The 16,327-nt window shown below is 61.8% G+C and carries 16 protein-coding genes; 15 read left to right on the top strand and 1 reads right to left on the bottom strand.

The genetic code is table 11. From position 1 onward, the window contains the following. Positions 1–4 precede the first annotated feature (4 nt). A complete protein-coding gene (locus tag ETW23_RS07180) occupies positions 5–913 on the bottom strand; it encodes a MoxR family ATPase (protein WP_134829574.1) in 909 nt (302 codons plus the stop codon). 228 nt (positions 914–1,141) lie between these two features. On the opposite strand from ETW23_RS07180, the gene ETW23_RS07175 reads away from it, so the two are divergent. The 15 genes from ETW23_RS07175 to radA all read left to right on the top strand — a co-directional run bounded on the left by ETW23_RS07175 (position 1,142) and on the right by radA (position 16,314). Continuing rightward, on the top strand, positions 1,142–2,206 hold the full coding sequence (locus ETW23_RS07175; protein ID WP_134829573.1) for a glycosyltransferase family 2 protein: 1,065 nt from the start codon (positions 1,142–1,144) through the stop codon (positions 2,204–2,206). Positions 2,207–2,357: 151 nt separating this feature from the next. Next, a complete protein-coding gene (locus ETW23_RS07170; RefSeq protein WP_134829572.1) occupies positions 2,358–3,314 on the top strand; it encodes a phosphoadenosine phosphosulfate reductase in 957 nt (318 codons plus the stop codon). Between the two features lie 65 nt (positions 3,315–3,379). After that, on the top strand, positions 3,380–4,420 hold the full coding sequence (pyrC, locus tag ETW23_RS07165) for a dihydroorotase (RefSeq protein ID WP_134829571.1): 1,041 nt from the start codon (positions 3,380–3,382) through the stop codon (positions 4,418–4,420). 132 nt (positions 4,421–4,552) lie between these two features. Next, complete coding sequence (locus tag ETW23_RS07160; RefSeq protein WP_134829570.1) at positions 4,553–5,911, top strand: calcium-binding protein; 1,359 nt, start codon at positions 4,553–4,555, stop codon at positions 5,909–5,911. Positions 5,912–6,163: 252 nt separating this feature from the next. Further along, on the top strand, positions 6,164–6,802 hold the full coding sequence (locus ETW23_RS07155; protein WP_254695164.1) for a calcium-binding protein: 639 nt from the start codon (positions 6,164–6,166) through the stop codon (positions 6,800–6,802). A gap of 110 nt (positions 6,803–6,912) precedes the next feature. After that, positions 6,913–7,314, top strand: coding sequence for a type I secretion C-terminal target domain-containing protein (locus ETW23_RS25800; protein WP_134829568.1), 402 nt, complete (start codon positions 6,913–6,915; stop codon positions 7,312–7,314). Between the two features lie 222 nt (positions 7,315–7,536). Continuing rightward, complete coding sequence (locus ETW23_RS07140) at positions 7,537–8,217, top strand: orotate phosphoribosyltransferase (protein ID WP_129371342.1); 681 nt, start codon at positions 7,537–7,539, stop codon at positions 8,215–8,217. A gap of 254 nt (positions 8,218–8,471) precedes the next feature. After that, positions 8,472–9,992, top strand: coding sequence for a replicative DNA helicase (locus tag ETW23_RS07135; RefSeq protein WP_205877261.1), 1,521 nt, complete (start codon positions 8,472–8,474; stop codon positions 9,990–9,992). A 195-nt stretch (positions 9,993–10,187) separates the two neighbouring features. Then, the gene (gene alr, locus ETW23_RS07130) at positions 10,188–11,225 is read left to right on the top strand and encodes an alanine racemase (protein ID WP_134829567.1); all 1,038 of its coding nucleotides are present in this window, start codon (positions 10,188–10,190) and stop codon (positions 11,223–11,225) included. Then, positions 11,222–12,004, top strand: coding sequence for an ABC transporter permease (locus ETW23_RS07125; protein WP_134829566.1), 783 nt, complete (start codon positions 11,222–11,224; stop codon positions 12,002–12,004). Before alr ends, ETW23_RS07125 begins: the two co-directional genes overlap by 4 nt. Beyond that, the gene (locus ETW23_RS07120) at positions 12,001–12,747 is read left to right on the top strand and encodes an ABC transporter ATP-binding protein (RefSeq protein WP_134829565.1); all 747 of its coding nucleotides are present in this window, start codon (positions 12,001–12,003) and stop codon (positions 12,745–12,747) included. Before ETW23_RS07125 ends, ETW23_RS07120 begins: the two co-directional genes overlap by 4 nt. Continuing rightward, entirely contained in the window at positions 12,744–13,118 is a 375-nt protein-coding gene (locus tag ETW23_RS07115) for a hypothetical protein (RefSeq protein WP_134829564.1), read from the top strand. Before ETW23_RS07120 ends, ETW23_RS07115 begins: the two co-directional genes overlap by 4 nt. Before the next feature lie 232 nt (positions 13,119–13,350). Beyond that, entirely contained in the window at positions 13,351–13,803 is a 453-nt protein-coding gene (locus ETW23_RS07110) for a paraquat-inducible protein A (RefSeq protein WP_134829563.1), read from the top strand. 143 nt (positions 13,804–13,946) lie between these two features. Further along, entirely contained in the window at positions 13,947–14,729 is a 783-nt protein-coding gene (locus ETW23_RS07105) for a DNA repair protein (RefSeq protein WP_134829562.1), read from the top strand. 223 nt (positions 14,730–14,952) lie between these two features. Beyond that, a complete protein-coding gene (gene radA, locus ETW23_RS07100; protein ID WP_129371349.1) occupies positions 14,953–16,314 on the top strand; it encodes a DNA repair protein RadA in 1,362 nt (453 codons plus the stop codon). Positions 16,315–16,327 lie beyond the last annotated feature (13 nt).

Raw genomic sequence — 16,327 nt, 5'->3', positions numbered from 1 at the left:
ACCATCAGGCCGCATCCAGGCTTGCCCGGGCCTGATCCAGGATGCGTTTGGCCTCGGAGCCGTGCAGGCGGGCGATGTCGTCCTGGTATTTGAGGATGGCGCCCAGGGTGTCTGCGATGACCTCGGGGCTGAGGGCGATCACGTCGAGGGCCAGCAGGCAATTGGCCCAGTCGATTGTTTCGGCGACCCCCGGTTTCTTGAACAGGTCTTCGGTGCGCAAGGATTGCACGAAGGCGACGATTTCGCGGCTGAGCTTCTGGCTGGCCTTGGGCGCGCGGGCGTTGAGGATTTCGACCTCGCGGGGGAAATCCGGGTAGTCGACCCAATGATAGAGACAGCGGCGTTTCAGCGCGTCATGCACTTCCCGCGTCCGGTTGGAGGTGAGGATGACGATTGGCGGCTCCGGGGCGTGGATGGTGCCAAGCTCGGGGATCGTCACCTGGAAATCGCTGAGCGCCTCCAGGAGGAAAGCCTCGAACGGTTCATCGGTGCGGTCGATTTCGTCGATCAGCAGGACGGGGGCGCCGTGCTCATCGGGGCGCATCGCCTGCAACAGCGGGCGTTCGATCAGGTAATCGGCGGAGAAGAGTTCCGCCTGCAGGGCGGCGCGTTCGGCGCTGCCTGCGGCCTCGGCGGTGCGGATGGCGACCATTTGGGCGGCGAAATTCCATTCATAGACGGCGCTGGCGGCATCCAACCCCTCGTAGCATTGCAGCCGGATCAGGCGGCGGCCCAGTGCGGCGGCAATGGCCTTGGCGATCTCGGTTTTGCCGGTGCCGGCCTCGCCCTCCAGAAACAGCGGGCGGCCCAGTTTCAGCGACAGGAACACCACAGTGGCCAGAGACCTGCCGCAGACATAGCCCTGCTCTGCCAGCATCTGCTGAACCTGACCGATGGATTGCGCCTGCTGCATGTTGTGCCTCCCTTTGCCAAGGTCAAAAGGCCATGCAGCGCGCCATCGGTCAAGCCGTGCGCTGCGAAGACGCTGCGGCGGCCGCGGGAAGGGTTTGTATTGCAGCGGCCTTTGGATAAGACTGGCGGCGAAGCGGAAAGAAAGCCGAGCCATGAAAAACCAACCCCTGAAGCGGTATCACCCGGCAGCGCAGCGCGGCGTCTTGGTCAGCGGGCAGGACTGAAGCCGATGCGGGTTCTGGCAATTCTGTGCGTGCGCAATGAGGGCGCGTTCCTGCTGGAATGGCTGGCCCATCACCGGGCTGCAGGGTTTACCGATTTCCTGGTGTTCTCAAACGATTGCCAGGACGGCACCGATCACATGCTGGACCGGTTGCAGGACATGGGTCAGCTCGTCCATGCCCGCAATGAAGGCCCGTATGACAAGGGCGGCATTCAGTTCACCGCATTGAAGCAGGCCGACCGGCATCCGCTGATGAAGCAGGCCGATTGGGTGCTGGTGCTGGATATCGACGAATTCGCCTGCATCAAGACCGGCGATGGCAAAGTGGCGGATCTGCTGGCGGCGCTGCCTGAGGCCGATGCGGTGACGCTGACCTGGCGGCTGTTCGGCAACGCAGGCGCCGTGCGGTATAAGGATGCGCCGGTGACCGCGCAATTCACCCGCTGCGCGCCGGAGGTCATTCACTGGCCATGGCGGGCGGTGATGTTCAAGACGCTATACCGCAATGACGGCACCTACAGGAAATGCGGGGTTCACCGGCCCCGCGATATCCGCAGCGCGGCGCAGCTGGACAGCTTCCGCTGGTATGACTGCGAAGGCCGCGAACTGGGCAAGGCGTTTAAGACCAAGCGGCTGTTTTCCAATTACGGCCAGCCCAACGGGCGGCTGGCGCAGCTGAATCATTACCCGCTGGGGGCGATGGAAAGCTATGTGCTGAAGGCCGACCGCGGAAGGGTCAACCGGCAGGCGGAGCTGGGCATGGATTACTGGGTTGAGCGCAATTACTGCAGCGCCGAGGATACCTCTATCGCCCGTTACGGCACAGACTGCGCGGGTCTTCAGGCCGGGCTGATGGAGGATCCGGACCTGGCCCGGCTGCACCGCGGAGCAGTGGCCTGGCGCCATGCCCGGTTTGCCGGGCTGATGACACAGGAACCCTATCGGGCGCTGTTCGCGCGGCTGCTGATGACGCCCCCTGCCCGCCCGATAAGCCCGGCAGCCGCCGATCTGCTGCGCAGCTTTGCCATTCCGGATCAAGCCGCTCCGCAGCCCACGAAGGACAACAGCTGAGGCATTGCTGCCGACACTGGCAAAAGGCCGCCGAAAGAACCGCGCGCTGCCTCATTCAGGCATGGGTTTTTCCAATTTTGGCCTTAATTGTCACCTAAATGTAAATCCAAACAGCAGGCAGGAACCCTTTGGGGCAAAGAGGACAGCAGGCATGCAGGACGGACTTGAAAATCTGGATGAAGACCTTTCCGGGCTGAAGCCTGCCCAGTGGAAGGCCCGGATGGCGGCCCTGGCCGAAGAACATGGCATGTACCAGCCGCTTGGCGACAAGCATTTCGCCACTTTTATCGACCAGGGCAATACGCTTTTGGTGACGTTTGAGACCATGCAGGGCATTCATAACCTGTCGGATCAGGCGCAGCCGCTGGGGTTTGACCTGGTGAAGAACCTGGGCTGGTCGCATATGTGCGTGGTCTCGGACGGCGACACCTGGTTCCGCGAAGGCCGTATCTATGGTTTTTTCGACCAGCTGATCGACGACGGGTTTTTCGACGAGTTCGACAAAGTGATCTTTTATGGCGCGGGCCCCTGCGGTTATGCGGCGGCAGCCTATTCGGTGGCCTCGCCGGGTGCGGTGGTGGTTGCAGTGCAGCCGCAGGCGACGCTGGACCCGCGGATGACCGAATGGGATGACCGGTTTGCCGATATGCGGCGCCTGTCCTTCACCGACCGGTACGGCTATGCGCCTGACATGCTGGACGCCGCTGATCAGGCCTATGTGATCTATGACCCGCAGGAACAGCTGGACGCCATGCATGCCTCGCTGTTTGCACGCAAGAACGTGACGCGGCTGCGGGTGCCGCATCTGGGCGATGCGGTGCAGACCCGGCTGATCGAAATGGAGATGCTGTATCACATTCTGTCGCTGGCAGGCAGCCGCAAGCTGACCGGCGGCGCCTTTCACAAGCTGCTGCGCAGCCGCCGCAACAATTCTTTCTTCCTGCGCAATCTGCTGAAAAACCTGGAACGGCAGGACCGCCCGTTCCTGATGGCGCTGTTGTGCCGCAATGTGACCGAGCGGATGCGGGCCCCGCGGTTCCGCCGCCGCCTGCAGGAACTGGAAACCCGCGCCGAAGAAGGCGAGTTCACCTTTCCTGCAAAGCCCTGAGCGGCGCCTGTCCCGGGCGCATTCATCCGCTTCTTTTCTGCCCGCCTCTGTGCTAGGCGGGCAGCATGACCCAGACGCTGACCATCCCCCGCCCCGACGATTGGCACCTGCATCTGCGCGATGGCGCGATGCTGGAGGCCGTGCTGCCCGAAACCGCCCGCCATTTCGGCCGCGCAATCATCATGCCGAACCTGGTGCCGCCAGTGGTGACCGGGGCGCAGGCCGCGGCCTACCGCGACCGCATTCTGGCGGCGCTGCCCGCGGACATGGCGTTTGAACCGCTGATGACACTGTACCTGACCGAGGACACCGACCCCGCGGACGTCGCCGCGGCGCACGCCAGCGGGCTGGTCAAGGCCGTGAAACTGTACCCGGCGGGGGCCACCACCAATTCGGCCTCGGGCGTCAGCGATTTCAGCAAGGTGCGCGGCGTGCTGGAAAAGATGGCTGAGATCGGCCTGCCGCTGTGCGTGCATGGCGAAGTGACTGACCCCGATATTGATATTTTCGACCGCGAGGCGGTGTTCATCGACCGGGTCCTGGACCCGATCCGCAAATCCACCCCCGGCCTGCGCGTGGTGATGGAGCATATCACCACCAAAAACGGCGTCGATTATGTGAAATCCAATGCCGCAGATCTGGGGGCGACGATCACCACGCACCATCTGATCATCAATCGCAACCACATCCTGGTGGGCGGCATCAAGCCGCATTACTATTGCCTGCCGGTCGCCAAACGCGAAGATCACCGTCTGGCGTTGCGCGCTGCCGCCACCTCGGGCGATGCGCGGTTTTTTCTGGGTACCGATTCCGCGCCCCATACCGATCCGAACAAGGAAAGCGGCTGCGGCTGTGCCGGCTGTTTCACCGCCACCAACACCATGTCCCTGCTGGCGCATGTGTTCCAGGAAGAGAGCGCGCTGGACAAGCTTGCGGGCTTTGCCTCGGAAAACGGTCCGGCGTTTTACGGCCTGCCGGTGAGCAGCGAGATACTGAGCTTAGCCAAGAGCGATGCACCGGTGGTCTTCCCAGAGAAGATTGAGACCGGCGATGGGCCTGTCACCGTGTTCGATCCGGGATTTGATGTTCACTGGCGTGCGGAATAGCAACACCTGTTTATTATCCCTTGGTTTCATTTAACCTTGCCCTTGCCGGGAATCAGCGTCTTCATTCAGTTTCCTGGCCATTAATTTCCGCCAGCGGCTGCAGCTGGCTGTTTTCCGGTGAAGGGCAAGGGTATGACAACATTTACGTTCAGCGGGCTTCGGGTTGATTACGAAAACGGCGATGCTGTAGCTGCCAAAGAGATCGACGCATCAATCATCGTTTCCTCTGCGTCGTCGGCATTTTCCTATTCGATCACCGGCCATGATGAGGACGGCGTCGCAATCATCAATGTAGCCGACGATATCCAGCAGATCATCGCGGACGGAACGAACCTGGACGCACCGAATTTTCCGGTGGTATCGGAAGAAACCCAGATCACCCGCGTGACTTGGTCCGGCGGCACCAGCACGGTGCTGATCCTTGCCTTTGAAACCGGTGGAAACAGCGACACCGAGTTTTACTTTGTTATCGACGGGCCGCAGATACCGGATGTCAGCACTCTGTCCGATTGGACTGCTTTCAATGCCTCGATCTCGGACCTGTCGGACCCCACCGGCGCCTTTGGACCCGGGCAGAACATTCCATGGTCGTCAATCGACGGCGCAACCAGAAGCCAGGACGATGAATTCTGGGGCACTCCCGGCCGCAACATCTTTAACGGCGGCAAGGGAGACGACTATTTCTCCAGCTCCGACGGACGCGATACTTATAACGGCGGCGCTGGCAGTTTTGACCAGGTCTCCTTTACCGGGGACCCCAATGGCGTGACTGCGCATCTTGGCACCGGCAAAGCAACTGACGGCTGGGGCAGAACCGACACCCTGAAAAGCATCGAAGTGCTGCGGGGATCGGCTTTTGACGACAGTCTTAGCGGCAGCGGCAAAAACAACACCTTCCGCGGGGTCGAAGGCAACGACACCATCAAAGGCGGCAAAGGCCGCGATGAGGTCCGCTATGACCGCGACGAACGCTATGGCGGCGAGGACGGCGCAACTGTCAACCTGTCCAAAGGCTTTGCCATTGACGGCTTTGGCGACCGCGACACGCTGAAAAGCATCGAAAACGCGCGCGGTTCTGACAGCGGCGACAAGATTACCGGCAGCAGCACCGGCAACCGCATTATGGGGCTGGCCGGCAACGACACCCTGTCCGGCAAGGGCGGAAGTGACACGATTTTTGGCGGCGGCGGCAAGGACAGGATCAATGGTGACGGCGGCAACGATCTGTTGTCCGGTGAAGGCGGTGCAGACCGGTTCATTTTCAAAGGCACTTTTGGTGACGACACTGTATCCGACTTCTCGACGGCGGGGCGTAAAGAAAAGATCGACCTGTCTGATGTCGCAACCATCAAGCACTTCCGCGATCTGAAGAACAACCATCTGTCCGAAAACGATGACGGCGATGCGGTGATCCGCGACAACCGGGGCAATACAATCACCCTGGAAGACATCGCGGTGGCAGACCTGTCCGGCAACGACTTTCTGTTCTGATCCCGAACCGCAGGTGCCGCCCTGAAAAGCCGGCGGCGAAAGACAGTAAAAAAAGGCCTGTGCTCCGGCACGGGCCTTTTGTTTGCTATTTCAAACAGTCGGCGCTTTACACTTGAAAGACGAGCCGGCAGGTGTATTTTCAACTTTGATTTAAATAAGTTCTTTTTGGGGTGAACACCTATGACGACCTATACGCTTTCAGGCTTCGGCGTAGGTAAATATTCTTTGTTCGATCCTGCCGGGGGGGGATGGGTGCAGACCGGTCTGAAACTCAGACTGACGGTTCCGGATGGCGAAGGGTTTACGTTTTCGCCAACCCGGGCTCACGAAGACAAGGTTGATATCGAACCCGGTGATCACGTTTCCGGCCTGACGCGGACCCAAGGCGAGGCCGCTGACGGAACGCAGTATGGCACGCTGGACGCTGGATACTCGCTGTCAGAAATTTCGTGGGACGGCGGCAAGACCGTGGTTCTGACAATGCACAGCATGAGTGTTTACCAGGCTGTCTACGCGCTGAGCGGCGATCCGCTGCCGGAGATTGGCAGTTACAGCGACTACGCGGCCTTTGAAGGCTCGATCACCCAGCGATCCCCTGTCACCACCTCCCTGCAACCCGGTCAAGTCCTGGAGTGGGCCCTGGGCACGGTGGACGTATCGCAACGCGACAGGCTCATCGGAACCGACCGGGATGATACGCTGAAGGGCGGTGCCGGGGCTGACACCATCAAAGGCGGCGCGGGCGACGACGTTGTGAAAGGCGGGTCCGGCAGCGACAAGCTGGCCGGAAATTCAGGCCATGACACGTTGTCCGGCCAAAGGGGCGAAGACAGGCTGAACGGCGGCAGAGGCAGGGACAGTCTGGATGGTGGCAGGGGGACGACCGGATAGGCGGCAATGCAGGACATGACACCCTGCGCGGCGGCCACGGGGACGACCACCTTGCCGGGGGCAACGGCAATGACGTGCTGCGCGGCGGTGCCATTACTCAGGAATGGCTCTTGCGGCCATATTCATACCTTGCCGCCGCACCTTCTGGCGAGATGATCCAGAGAGACTCCGGCAAGGATACCCTCGATGGCGGGCAAGGGCGGGACAAGCTCGATGGCGGCTATGGCGATGACCTTTTGACCGGCGGATCAGGCGACGACACTTTTGTGTTTTTTGACGTGTTTGGCGACGACACCATTACCGACTTTGATGCCTCCAGCAGCGGTGAAAAGATTGACCTGAGCACGGTGTCCAGCATCACGGATATGACCGATCTGCTGGACAACCACATCCGGGAAGACGGCGAAAACGTCGTGATCGAGGACGTACACGGCAGCACCATCACGCTGGAAAATGTGCAGCTGGCGGATCTGGACGAAACGGATTTCAATTTCGAATTGCCCGAATGGTAGCCTGTACTCGTTTCAGCCAAGCAGCCTGCCGGCATCGACACCCCTGCCCCCGTTGTTGAAACACTCTGGGCCTGCGAAGACTACCCAGCCCCTCAGGAATGGAACTTGGTCTGATCTGAACATCAGAGGGCAGCATTGGCCTGCTGCCCTTCCGGGGGTTCAAACCGGCGGCGTTCCGGTTTAAGGACAGCAAAACCGCTGCCGCAAAGGATGCCTGCCGCCATGATCCCCTCGTCCTATCCGTCTCAAGAAGAAATCGCCCGCCTGTCGGCCCGGATGCTGCTGGAAATCGGTGCGGTGAACTTTAACACCGAGACACCTTATACGCTGGCCTCCGGCCTGCCCTCGCCCAGCTATATCGACTGCCGCAAGCTGATTTCCTTTCCGCGGATCCGCTCGACGCTGATGGATTTCATGACCGTCACCGTGATGCGCAACGCGGGCTTTGAGGCGTTTGACAATATCGCCGGCGGTGAGACTGCGGGCATTCCCTTTGCTGCCCTGGTCGCCGAACGCATGGCACTGCCGATGACCTATGTGCGCAAGAAGCCCAAGGGCTATGGCAAGAACGCCCGCATCGAAGGTGCGATGAGCGAAGGCGAACGGGTGCTGCTGGTCGAGGATCTGACCACCGATGGCGGATCGAAGCTGTCGTTTGTCGATGCGATCCGCGAGACCGGCGCCAGCTGCGGCCACACCGCAGTGATTTTCTATTACGACATCTTCCCGGAAACCACCAAGACCCTCGGCGATCACGGGGTGGAACTGCACTATCTGTGCACCTGGTGGGATGTGCTGGCCGAAGCCCGCGCGCAAGGCGCGTTCAGCACCGAGACGCTGGATGAGGTGGAAACCTTCCTGAAGGATCCGCGCGCCTGGCAGGACGCGCATAAATCCGCTTAACGCCAGGGAAAGTGTTACGGGGCGGCCTGTGGACAAAGCCGCCTCGAATCATATTCTGCGCCAATTGAGATGCAGATATAGACTTCTTCCCAGATCGCGCCGCATCATATAGTCTGCATAGGGCAGGCATACTGGCCTTTCCGGTAAACAGCCCACAGGCCCCGTGCGGATATCCACAAGGGATCCACAGAGATTCCCAGATAGGAGAAACGCCCTTGGCGCCCTATAAGGCGGGCTTAGTGACGAGAGCAGTGATGAACGAAATTACCCCTTTCGACGGCGATATGCCGCCTCCGGCCCCGATGCCGGAACCTGCCGCACCGCAATCTGCGATGCCGGACAATGAACTGCCGCATTCGGTGGAGGCGGAACAGCAGCTCTTGGGTGCGATCCTGACCAACAACGAGGTCTATGACAAGATCGCGCTGATCATCGACTCGTCGCATTTCTATGATCCGGTGCATGCCCGGATCTATGAAGTGGCCGCGGCGCGGATTTCCAAGAACGCGCTGGCCTCGCCAGTGACGCTTAAGGCGTTCCTGGAAGACCACGAGGGGCTGAAGGAGCTGGGCGGTCCGGCCTATCTGGCCAAACTGGCCGGCGCGTCGATCTCGGCCTTTGCGGTGCGGGATTACGCACAGATGATCTACGACCTGGCGATCCGGCGCGAGCTGATCGCCCTGGGCCACAGCATTGCAGAAAAGGCGCGCCGCGTTGACGTGGCATCAGAACCTAAAGAGCAGATCGTTGAGGCAGAACAATCGCTGTATCAGCTGGCCGAACAGGGCCAGACCGAAAGCGGTTTCAAGTCGTTCCTGAAAGCCGTCACAGAAGCGGTTAATGTGACCAACGAGGCGTATCAGCGGGGTGGCGGCATGGCCGGCATCTCGACGGGCCTGATGGACCTCGACAAACAACTTGGCGGCCTGCATCCCTCGGACCTTCTGATCCTCGCGGGCCGCCCCTCTATGGGCAAGACGTCGCTGGCGACCAACATCGCCTTTAATGTCGCCAAGGCCTATAAACGCGGGATAAAACCCGACGGTTCGGAGGGCGCACTGGACGGCGGCGTGGTTGGCTTCTTCAGCCTCGAGATGAGCGCCGAGCAGCTGGCCGGGCGTATTCTGGCGGAAGCGTCTGAGATTTCATCGCACAAGATCCGCCAGGGCGACATGACCGAAGGCGAATTCCGCCGCTTTGTGCAGGCGGCCAAGGATCTGGAAAGCTGCCCGCTGTTCATTGACGACACGCCTGCAATTCCGATTTCGCAGCTGGCCGCACGGGCGCGCCGCCTGAAGCGGACGCATGGGCTGGACCTTCTGGTGATCGACTATCTGCAGCTGTGCCGCGGCATGGCCGAAAACCGGGTGAACGAGATTGCCGAAATCTCGATGGGGATGAAGGCGATTGCCAAGGAATTGAACATCCCGGTGATCGCGCTGTCGCAGCTGTCGCGTCAGGTGGAAAACCGCGAAGACAAACGCCCGCAGCTGTCGGACCTGCGGGAATCCGGCTCGATCGAGCAGGACGCCGACGTGGTGATGTTTGTGTTCCGAGAGGAATACTACAAGGAACGGGAAAAGCCGGGCGACCACGAGCTGGACAGGATGGAAGAGTGGAAGCAGGCGATGGAGAGCCTGCATGGCAAGGCGGATGTCATTGTCGGCAAACAGCGCCACGGCCCCATCGGCACCGTGACCCTGACATTCGAGGCGCAATTCACCCGCTTCGGCAACCTGGCCAAAGCCTGGCAGCAGGGGCAGGAAGACTACTGATCCCGGCCGGTTTAGACCGGAGTCCGGTCTACCTGTGCCAGGGCCTGGCAGGTAACAGGATTGTCAGTGCCCCGGCACCAGCCCGGTCCGCCTCCCCCCGCTGGACCGGGCTTATTTGTTTGATGGCGGCGGAGCTCTGCCGCCATTCCGGTTTTTCCCACTTGACCTGCGGTCTCCCCATGTCATGAACACCGCATGAGCACGGCAAGATTGACAATCAACCTGGATGCGCTGGCCACCAACTGGCGGAATCTGGATGCGCTGACCACCTGCGAAACCGCAGCCGTGGTCAAGGCGAACGGCTATGGCCTGGATGCGGGCCGCGTTGGCAAGGCGCTGGCCAAGGCGGGCGCGCGCAATTTCTTTGTGGCGGCGGCGGAAGAAGGCGGCGCGTTGCGCCGTGCGCTTGGCCCCGGCCCCGGTATTTCGGTGTTTTCCGGCCATATGGCGGGTGACGCCAAGCTGTTGAAGGATTTCCAGCTGACGCCGATGCTGAACTCATTGGACCAGATGCTGCGCCATTTCGAGGCCCTGCCGGGCCATGCCTTCGGGGTGCAGCTGGACAGCGGCATGAACCGGCTGGGGATGGAGTATAGCGAATGGGCAGCGGTGGCCGAGATCGCCCTGGGCCAGAATCCGGTTCTGCTGATGTCGCATCTGGCCTGCGCCGATGAGCCCGGCCACGCGATGAACGCGCAGCAATTGCAAACCTTCCGCGATATGACCGAAGGGCTGGAGATCCCCCGCTCGCTGGCCGCCACCGGCGGCATGCTGCTGGGGGCGGAATACCATTTCGACCTTTGCCGCCCCGGTATCGGGCTTTATGGCGGGCTGCCGTTCAAGGACGCGCTGCCGGTGGTGCAGCTGGACCTGCCGGTCATTCAGCTGCGCGATCTGGAACCGGGTGAGACTGCCGGTTACGGCAACAGCTGGACAGCCAAGCGCCCCAGCCGCATCGCCACCGTCGCCGCGGGCTATGCCGACGGGCTGCACCGGGCGATGGGCAATGGCGGCATCCAGGTTTTTGCGGGCCGCACCCCCTGCCCGGTCGTAGGCAGGGTCTCAATGGATCTGATAACCGTGGACGTGACCGATCTGGCTGAGGTGCCTGAGGCGCTGTCGATCCTCAATGAGCAGCAGACCGTGGACACCCTGGCCGACGCGGCCGGCACCATCGGCTATGAGATCCTGACCTCTACCGGTCACCGCTATGCACGGACTTATCAGGGATGAACCCTATTGCCCTTCTGGCCCGGCTGGGCCGCACCGCATTGGCCGGGCTGTCTGCTGTTGGCCGCGCCGCACTGTTTGCGCTGCGCGCCTTCAGCCATATGGTCCGCCCGCCCTATTACCCGCGCGAACTGCTGCAGGCGCTTTTGAACATCGGCTGGCTGTCGCTGCCGGTTGTCGGCCTGACCGCGATCTTCACCGGCGGCGCGCTGGCGCTGCAGATCTATGCCGGCGGCGCGCGCTTTAATGCCGAGGCGGTGGTGCCGCAGATCGTCGCCATCGGCATGGTGCGCGAGCTGGGCCCGGTGCTGGTCGGGCTGATGATCGCGGCGCGCGTGACCTCATCCATCGCGGCGGAGATCGCCACCATGAAGGTGACCGAGCAGATCGACGCGCTGGTCACACTTTCGACCCATCCGATGAAATACCTGGTCGCACCCCGCGTGCTGGCGGCGCTGATCACCGTGCCGGTGCTGGTGGGAGTCGGCGACATTATCGGCATCATGGGCGGCTATACGGTGGCGGTGCAGAACCTCGGTTTCAATTCGGCGGCCTACCTGAAAAACACCGTCGACTTCCTGGAGCCGCTGGACATCATCTCCTCTCTGGTCAAGGGTGCCGCCTTTGGCACCATCGCGGCGATGATGGGCTGCTATTACGGCATGCAGTCGGGCCGCGGCGCCCAGGGCGTGGGCCGCGCCACCAAAGGGTCTGTTGAATCCGCTGCAGTGCTGATACTGGCCGCCAACTTTGTTCTGACAGGGGTGTTCTTCTCGCTATGATCCGCATGGAAAACGTCCGCAAATCCTTTGGCGACAATGCTGTGCTGAACGGCATGAACCTGGAGATCCCCAAGGGCACCTCGATGGTGATCATCGGCGGCTCCGGCACCGGAAAATCGGTGGCGCTGAAAAGCGTGCTGGGGCTGATCACCCCGGACTCAGGCGAGATCTATGTCGATGGCAGGCCGTCCGGATCCGGCGACCGCGACAAGTTCCTGGCGCGGTTCGGGATGCTGTTTCAGGGCGGTGCGCTGTTTGACTCGCTGCCGGTCTGGCAGAATGTGGCCTTCCGCCTGCTGCGCGGCGCGCTGAAACGCCCGGCTGAGGAAGCCCGCGGGATTGCAATTGAAAAACTGCGCCGGGTGGGGCTGAAATCAGACGTCGCCGACCGCCTGCCCGCCGAGCTGTCAGGGGGCATGCAGAAACGCGTCGGCCTGGCCCGCGCCATTGCAGCCGAACCCGAGATCATCTTTTTCGACGAGCCGACCACCGGTCTGGACCCGATCATGTCCGGCGTGATCAACGATTTGATCCGCGAGATCGTGGTGGAGATGGGCGCCACGGCGATGACGATCACCCACGACATGACCTCGGTCCGCGCCATTGCCGACAATGTAGCGATGTTGCACGGCGGGGTGATCCAATGGACCGGGCCGGTCAGCGAGATGGACCAGTCAGGCGATCCCTATATGGAGCAATTCATCCACGGCCGCGCGGAGGGGCCGATTGAGGCGGTTCGGTGAGAGGACCATTCATAGAGATTGGCGCGCTCCTTCTATTGGCTTCCCCCTTTGTAGCTGCTGCCGTGACAACCCGGCTGGGAATGAAGCTGCAACGTAATCCTGATACTCAAAAAGCAGGATTTTGGCTGGCTATTCTGCCGCCGACGGCATTTTTATGGCTCACTTTTCTGATCTTCATAGTTACCAGCAACACCGTTCTGCGAAGGCATATGTCGTGGCATGTTCATTCCGTGACACTCAGCATTTTTCTTGCTGTCGAATTTCTTCTTCTGCGCGCCTTTATAAAAGGCTCCTTTCGCCTGCACGCGGCCAGCGCTGCGGCACTATGCGGGGTGGCGTTGTATACCATCATTATTGCGATCCTTCTTTGACGTTTGCCAATCACAAGGCACAAACCTTCTTCTTTGCCAAAATACTCCCGCCGGAGGCTTCCGGCAGGCCGGTGCCTGTCCGCGGGCGGAAGCGTAGCGCCCGCCCATGGGGCGGACGGGCGCTGGCCGGGCCACTGCGTAACCCGCCCGGTGTAAGCTGCCGCCGTTTTCCCCCTTTCAATCACGGCGCAGAAGGCACAAGTCTTGACCAACCCGCAGAAAACGAGCCGCCATGCCCCTCCGCCTCCTCACCCTGTCGCTGCTGATCCTCTACCCCGTCGCCTGGTTTGCGCCCTTGATGCGGGCCGGGCTGCTGCCGATCTTCGGCCTCAGCGAAATATCGGTGCTTACGGGGCTGCAATCTTTATGGGGCAGCGACGCGGCACTGGCACTGATCGTGACATTTTTTGCGATCTTTGCTCCCTACCTCAAAACCATCGGCCTGGCGCTGGTGCAGTGGGACTTGCTGGATTCGCGGGTGCAGCCTGTGCTGCATGTGCTGGGCAAGCTGGCGATGGCCGATGTCTTTCTGATTGCGCTTTACATCACGCTGGCCAAAGGGATCGGCCTTGCTACCATTGAAACGGCCTGGGGCCTGCACCTGTTCACGGCGTGCATCCTGTCTTCGCTGGGGCTGGGGATGCTGACTGAACGCACTGCAAAGATTGGCAAAACACCGGGCTGAAAGCTTGATCCGGCGCTGAACCGCTCCATTTCGTAGGGCCGAACACCTGTATCGCAGGGGTCCGGCACGCTGCGCCCGGTTGACGGGCGTCCCCCGCAGCCCGTCGGCCCTGCATCTGTTGCATTGCTGCTGGAGGGGGACCTATGTCCGGCGTTCAATCAATTCTGTTCACTGCCCAGACCGTATTCATGCGGCTGACGTTCCTGCTGATCTGCTTTGGCGCGCTGGCGGCACTTGCGGCCACCGGACTGTCGGCCACGGGCATCTGGCCCTGGCTCAGCCTGCAGGCCGGGGTTGGCGCTGAAATTTACCCGCAGGCCGGGATTGCCGCACAGATCACCCTGACGGCGCTGGCGGTTATGCTGGCTTTTTTCCTGCCTGCCAACGGGCGTATCCTGGCGCTGGAAACCTCGCACCGGCGGTTTTCGCTGCAGATGGAGGACGTGCTGCAGGCCTATCAGCTGGCCCATGCCGCCGACCGCGCCGGGATCTTTACCCTGGCGTCTGAATTCGACGCGGTGAAGGAGCGGCTCGCCTTTCTGCGGTCGCACCCCGATCTGGCCGGGCTGGAACCGCAGGTGCTGGAGGTGGCGTCGCAGATGAGCCAGGTCAGCCACGAGCTGGCAGAAACCTATTCCGACGCCAAAGTGTCCCGCGCCCGGTTGTTCCTGCAGCAGCGCCAGGAGGAGCTGGAGACCTTCAAGGCACGGCTGGAGGATGCCCAGATCGTCATGCATGAGCTGCGCCAGTGGTCCCGCGATGTGGAGATCGAGGAAAGCATCGCCAAGTCGCATTTGGGGCGGCTGCGCGGCGAGCTGTTCGAATTGCTGCCGGAACTGTCGGCGCAACTGCAAAGCCCGCCGGACGGGTCTGATCCGCATCCCGGCAGCGTCGTGCCGATCCAGCCGCCCCGCCGCGCGGACTGACGCGCTCTGCGCTCCTTGCGGAGGACGCGTCAAAGGGGCGCTGCCCCCGGCCCTTGGGGGCCTCCCCCGGGGTATTTTTAACCAAAAAGAAGCCCGCTTCTTCTGGCCCCAGATATCCCGGAGCGCGAGGCAGAGCCTCGCTTTTGCCGTGACAGCCCGCACCAACCGCGCGTCAAGGGTCACGGCCCTTGAACAAAACAGAAACATCTGCCACTGATCCGGCATGGCAAAAACATCTTTCTCCTGCTCGGCCTGCGGTGCGAGCTTCTCCAAATGGTCGGGCCGCTGCGAAGGCTGCGGCGAATGGAACACGATTTCCGAGGACAAGGGGCTCAGCTCCGGCCCCTCGAAGAAGTCGCTGGGCGTCAAACGCGGGCGCACCATCCCGCTGAGTGATCTTGCAACCCGCGAAACCCCGCCGCCGCGCGCCTGCTGCGGCGTGGGGGAACTGGACCGGGTGCTGGGCGGCGGCCTGGTGGCGGCCTCGGCCATTCTGGTCGGTGGCGATCCGGGGATCGGCAAATCCACCCTTTTGCTGCAAGCGGCGGCGCGGTTTGCCAAGGCCGGTGTCAAGACCATCTATGTCAGCGGCGAGGAAGCCAGCGCCCAGGTGCGGATGCGGGCGCAGCGGCTGGGGCTGACGGATGCGCCGGTGCAGCTGGCTGCCGAGACCAACCTGCGTGATATTCTGACGACGCTGGAAGCGGAAAAGCCGCAACTGGCTATCATCGACTCCATCCAGACCATGTGGTCCGACCACGTGGACAGCGCGCCGGGGTCGGTCAGCCAGGTGCGGGCTGCTGCGCATGAGCTGACCACCTTTGCCAAACGCAACGGGGTGTCGATCATCATGGTCGGCCATGTCACCAAGGACGGCCAGATCGCCGGCCCCCGCGTTGTTGAGCATATGGTCGACACGGTGCTCTATTTCGAGGGTGAGCGCGGCCATCAGTTCCGCATCTTGCGGGCGGTCAAAAACCGCTTTGGCCCGGCGGATGAGATCGGCGTGTTTGAAATGACCGGCGGCGGGCTGGCTGAGGTCATCAACCCCTCGGCCCTGTTTCTGTCCGAACGCGGCGAACCGTCGCCCGGCTCAGTGGTGTTTGCAGGGATCGAGGGCACCAGGCCCGTTCTGGTCGAGATGCAGGCACTGATTGCGCCCTCGCCCCATTCGCAGCCGCGCCGCGCTGTTGTCGGCTGGGATTCATCGCGGCTGGCGATGATACTGGCCGTCCTGGAAGCGCGCTGCGGCATCCCGTTTGCAGGTCTGGATGTCTATCTGAACGTGGCGGGCGGCATGAAGATTTCGGAGCCTGCGGCAGACCTTGCGGTGGCCGCAGCGCTGCTGAGCGCGCGGGAAGACGTGGCTTTGCCCGCCGATACGGTGGTTTTCGGAGAAATTTCGCTATCCGGAGCCCTGCGCCCGGCCCCGCAGACCGAAAACCGGTTGAAAGAGGCGCAAAAACTTGGTTTCACGGCGGCGATTGCCCCTGGCGGCAGTAAAACTGTGTCCGTGAACGGTCTGAACTTGCGAAAGTCCAGCGATCTGGCCGGTTTTGTTGGCGAATTCTTCGGGGCCGGCTAAGGTCGCAAAAAAT

This window comes from Leisingera sp. NJS201, assembly GCF_004535885.1.
Taxonomy (GTDB): Bacteria; Pseudomonadota; Alphaproteobacteria; order Rhodobacterales; family Rhodobacteraceae; genus Leisingera.
This window is presented reverse-complemented; position numbering and strand designations above follow the sequence as displayed.

Excerpts from the sequence above, each read along its gene's own strand:
- ETW23_RS07180 (WP_134829574.1), bottom strand. The coding sequence starts at position 913 with ATGCAGCAGGCGCAATCCATCGGTCAGGTTCAGCAGATGCTGGCAGAG.
- ETW23_RS07175 (WP_134829573.1), top strand. The coding sequence starts at position 1,142 with ATGCGGGTTCTGGCAATTCTGTGCGTGCGCAATGAGGGCGCGTTCCTG.
- ETW23_RS07170 (WP_134829572.1), top strand. The coding sequence starts at position 2,358 with ATGCAGGACGGACTTGAAAATCTGGATGAAGACCTTTCCGGGCTGAAG.
- pyrC (WP_134829571.1), top strand. The coding sequence starts at position 3,380 with ATGACCCAGACGCTGACCATCCCCCGCCCCGACGATTGGCACCTGCAT.
- ETW23_RS07160 (WP_134829570.1), top strand. The coding sequence starts at position 4,553 with ATGACAACATTTACGTTCAGCGGGCTTCGGGTTGATTACGAAAACGGC.
- ETW23_RS07140 (WP_129371342.1), top strand. The coding sequence starts at position 7,537 with ATGATCCCCTCGTCCTATCCGTCTCAAGAAGAAATCGCCCGCCTGTCG.
- ETW23_RS07135 (WP_205877261.1), top strand. The coding sequence starts at position 8,472 with ATGAACGAAATTACCCCTTTCGACGGCGATATGCCGCCTCCGGCCCCG.
- alr (WP_134829567.1), top strand. The coding sequence starts at position 10,188 with ATGAGCACGGCAAGATTGACAATCAACCTGGATGCGCTGGCCACCAAC.
- ETW23_RS07125 (WP_134829566.1), top strand. The coding sequence starts at position 11,222 with ATGAACCCTATTGCCCTTCTGGCCCGGCTGGGCCGCACCGCATTGGCC.
- ETW23_RS07120 (WP_134829565.1), top strand. The coding sequence starts at position 12,001 with ATGATCCGCATGGAAAACGTCCGCAAATCCTTTGGCGACAATGCTGTG.
- ETW23_RS07110 (WP_134829563.1), top strand. The coding sequence starts at position 13,351 with ATGCCCCTCCGCCTCCTCACCCTGTCGCTGCTGATCCTCTACCCCGTC.
- ETW23_RS07105 (WP_134829562.1), top strand. The coding sequence starts at position 13,947 with ATGTCCGGCGTTCAATCAATTCTGTTCACTGCCCAGACCGTATTCATG.
- radA (WP_129371349.1), top strand. The coding sequence starts at position 14,953 with ATGGCAAAAACATCTTTCTCCTGCTCGGCCTGCGGTGCGAGCTTCTCC.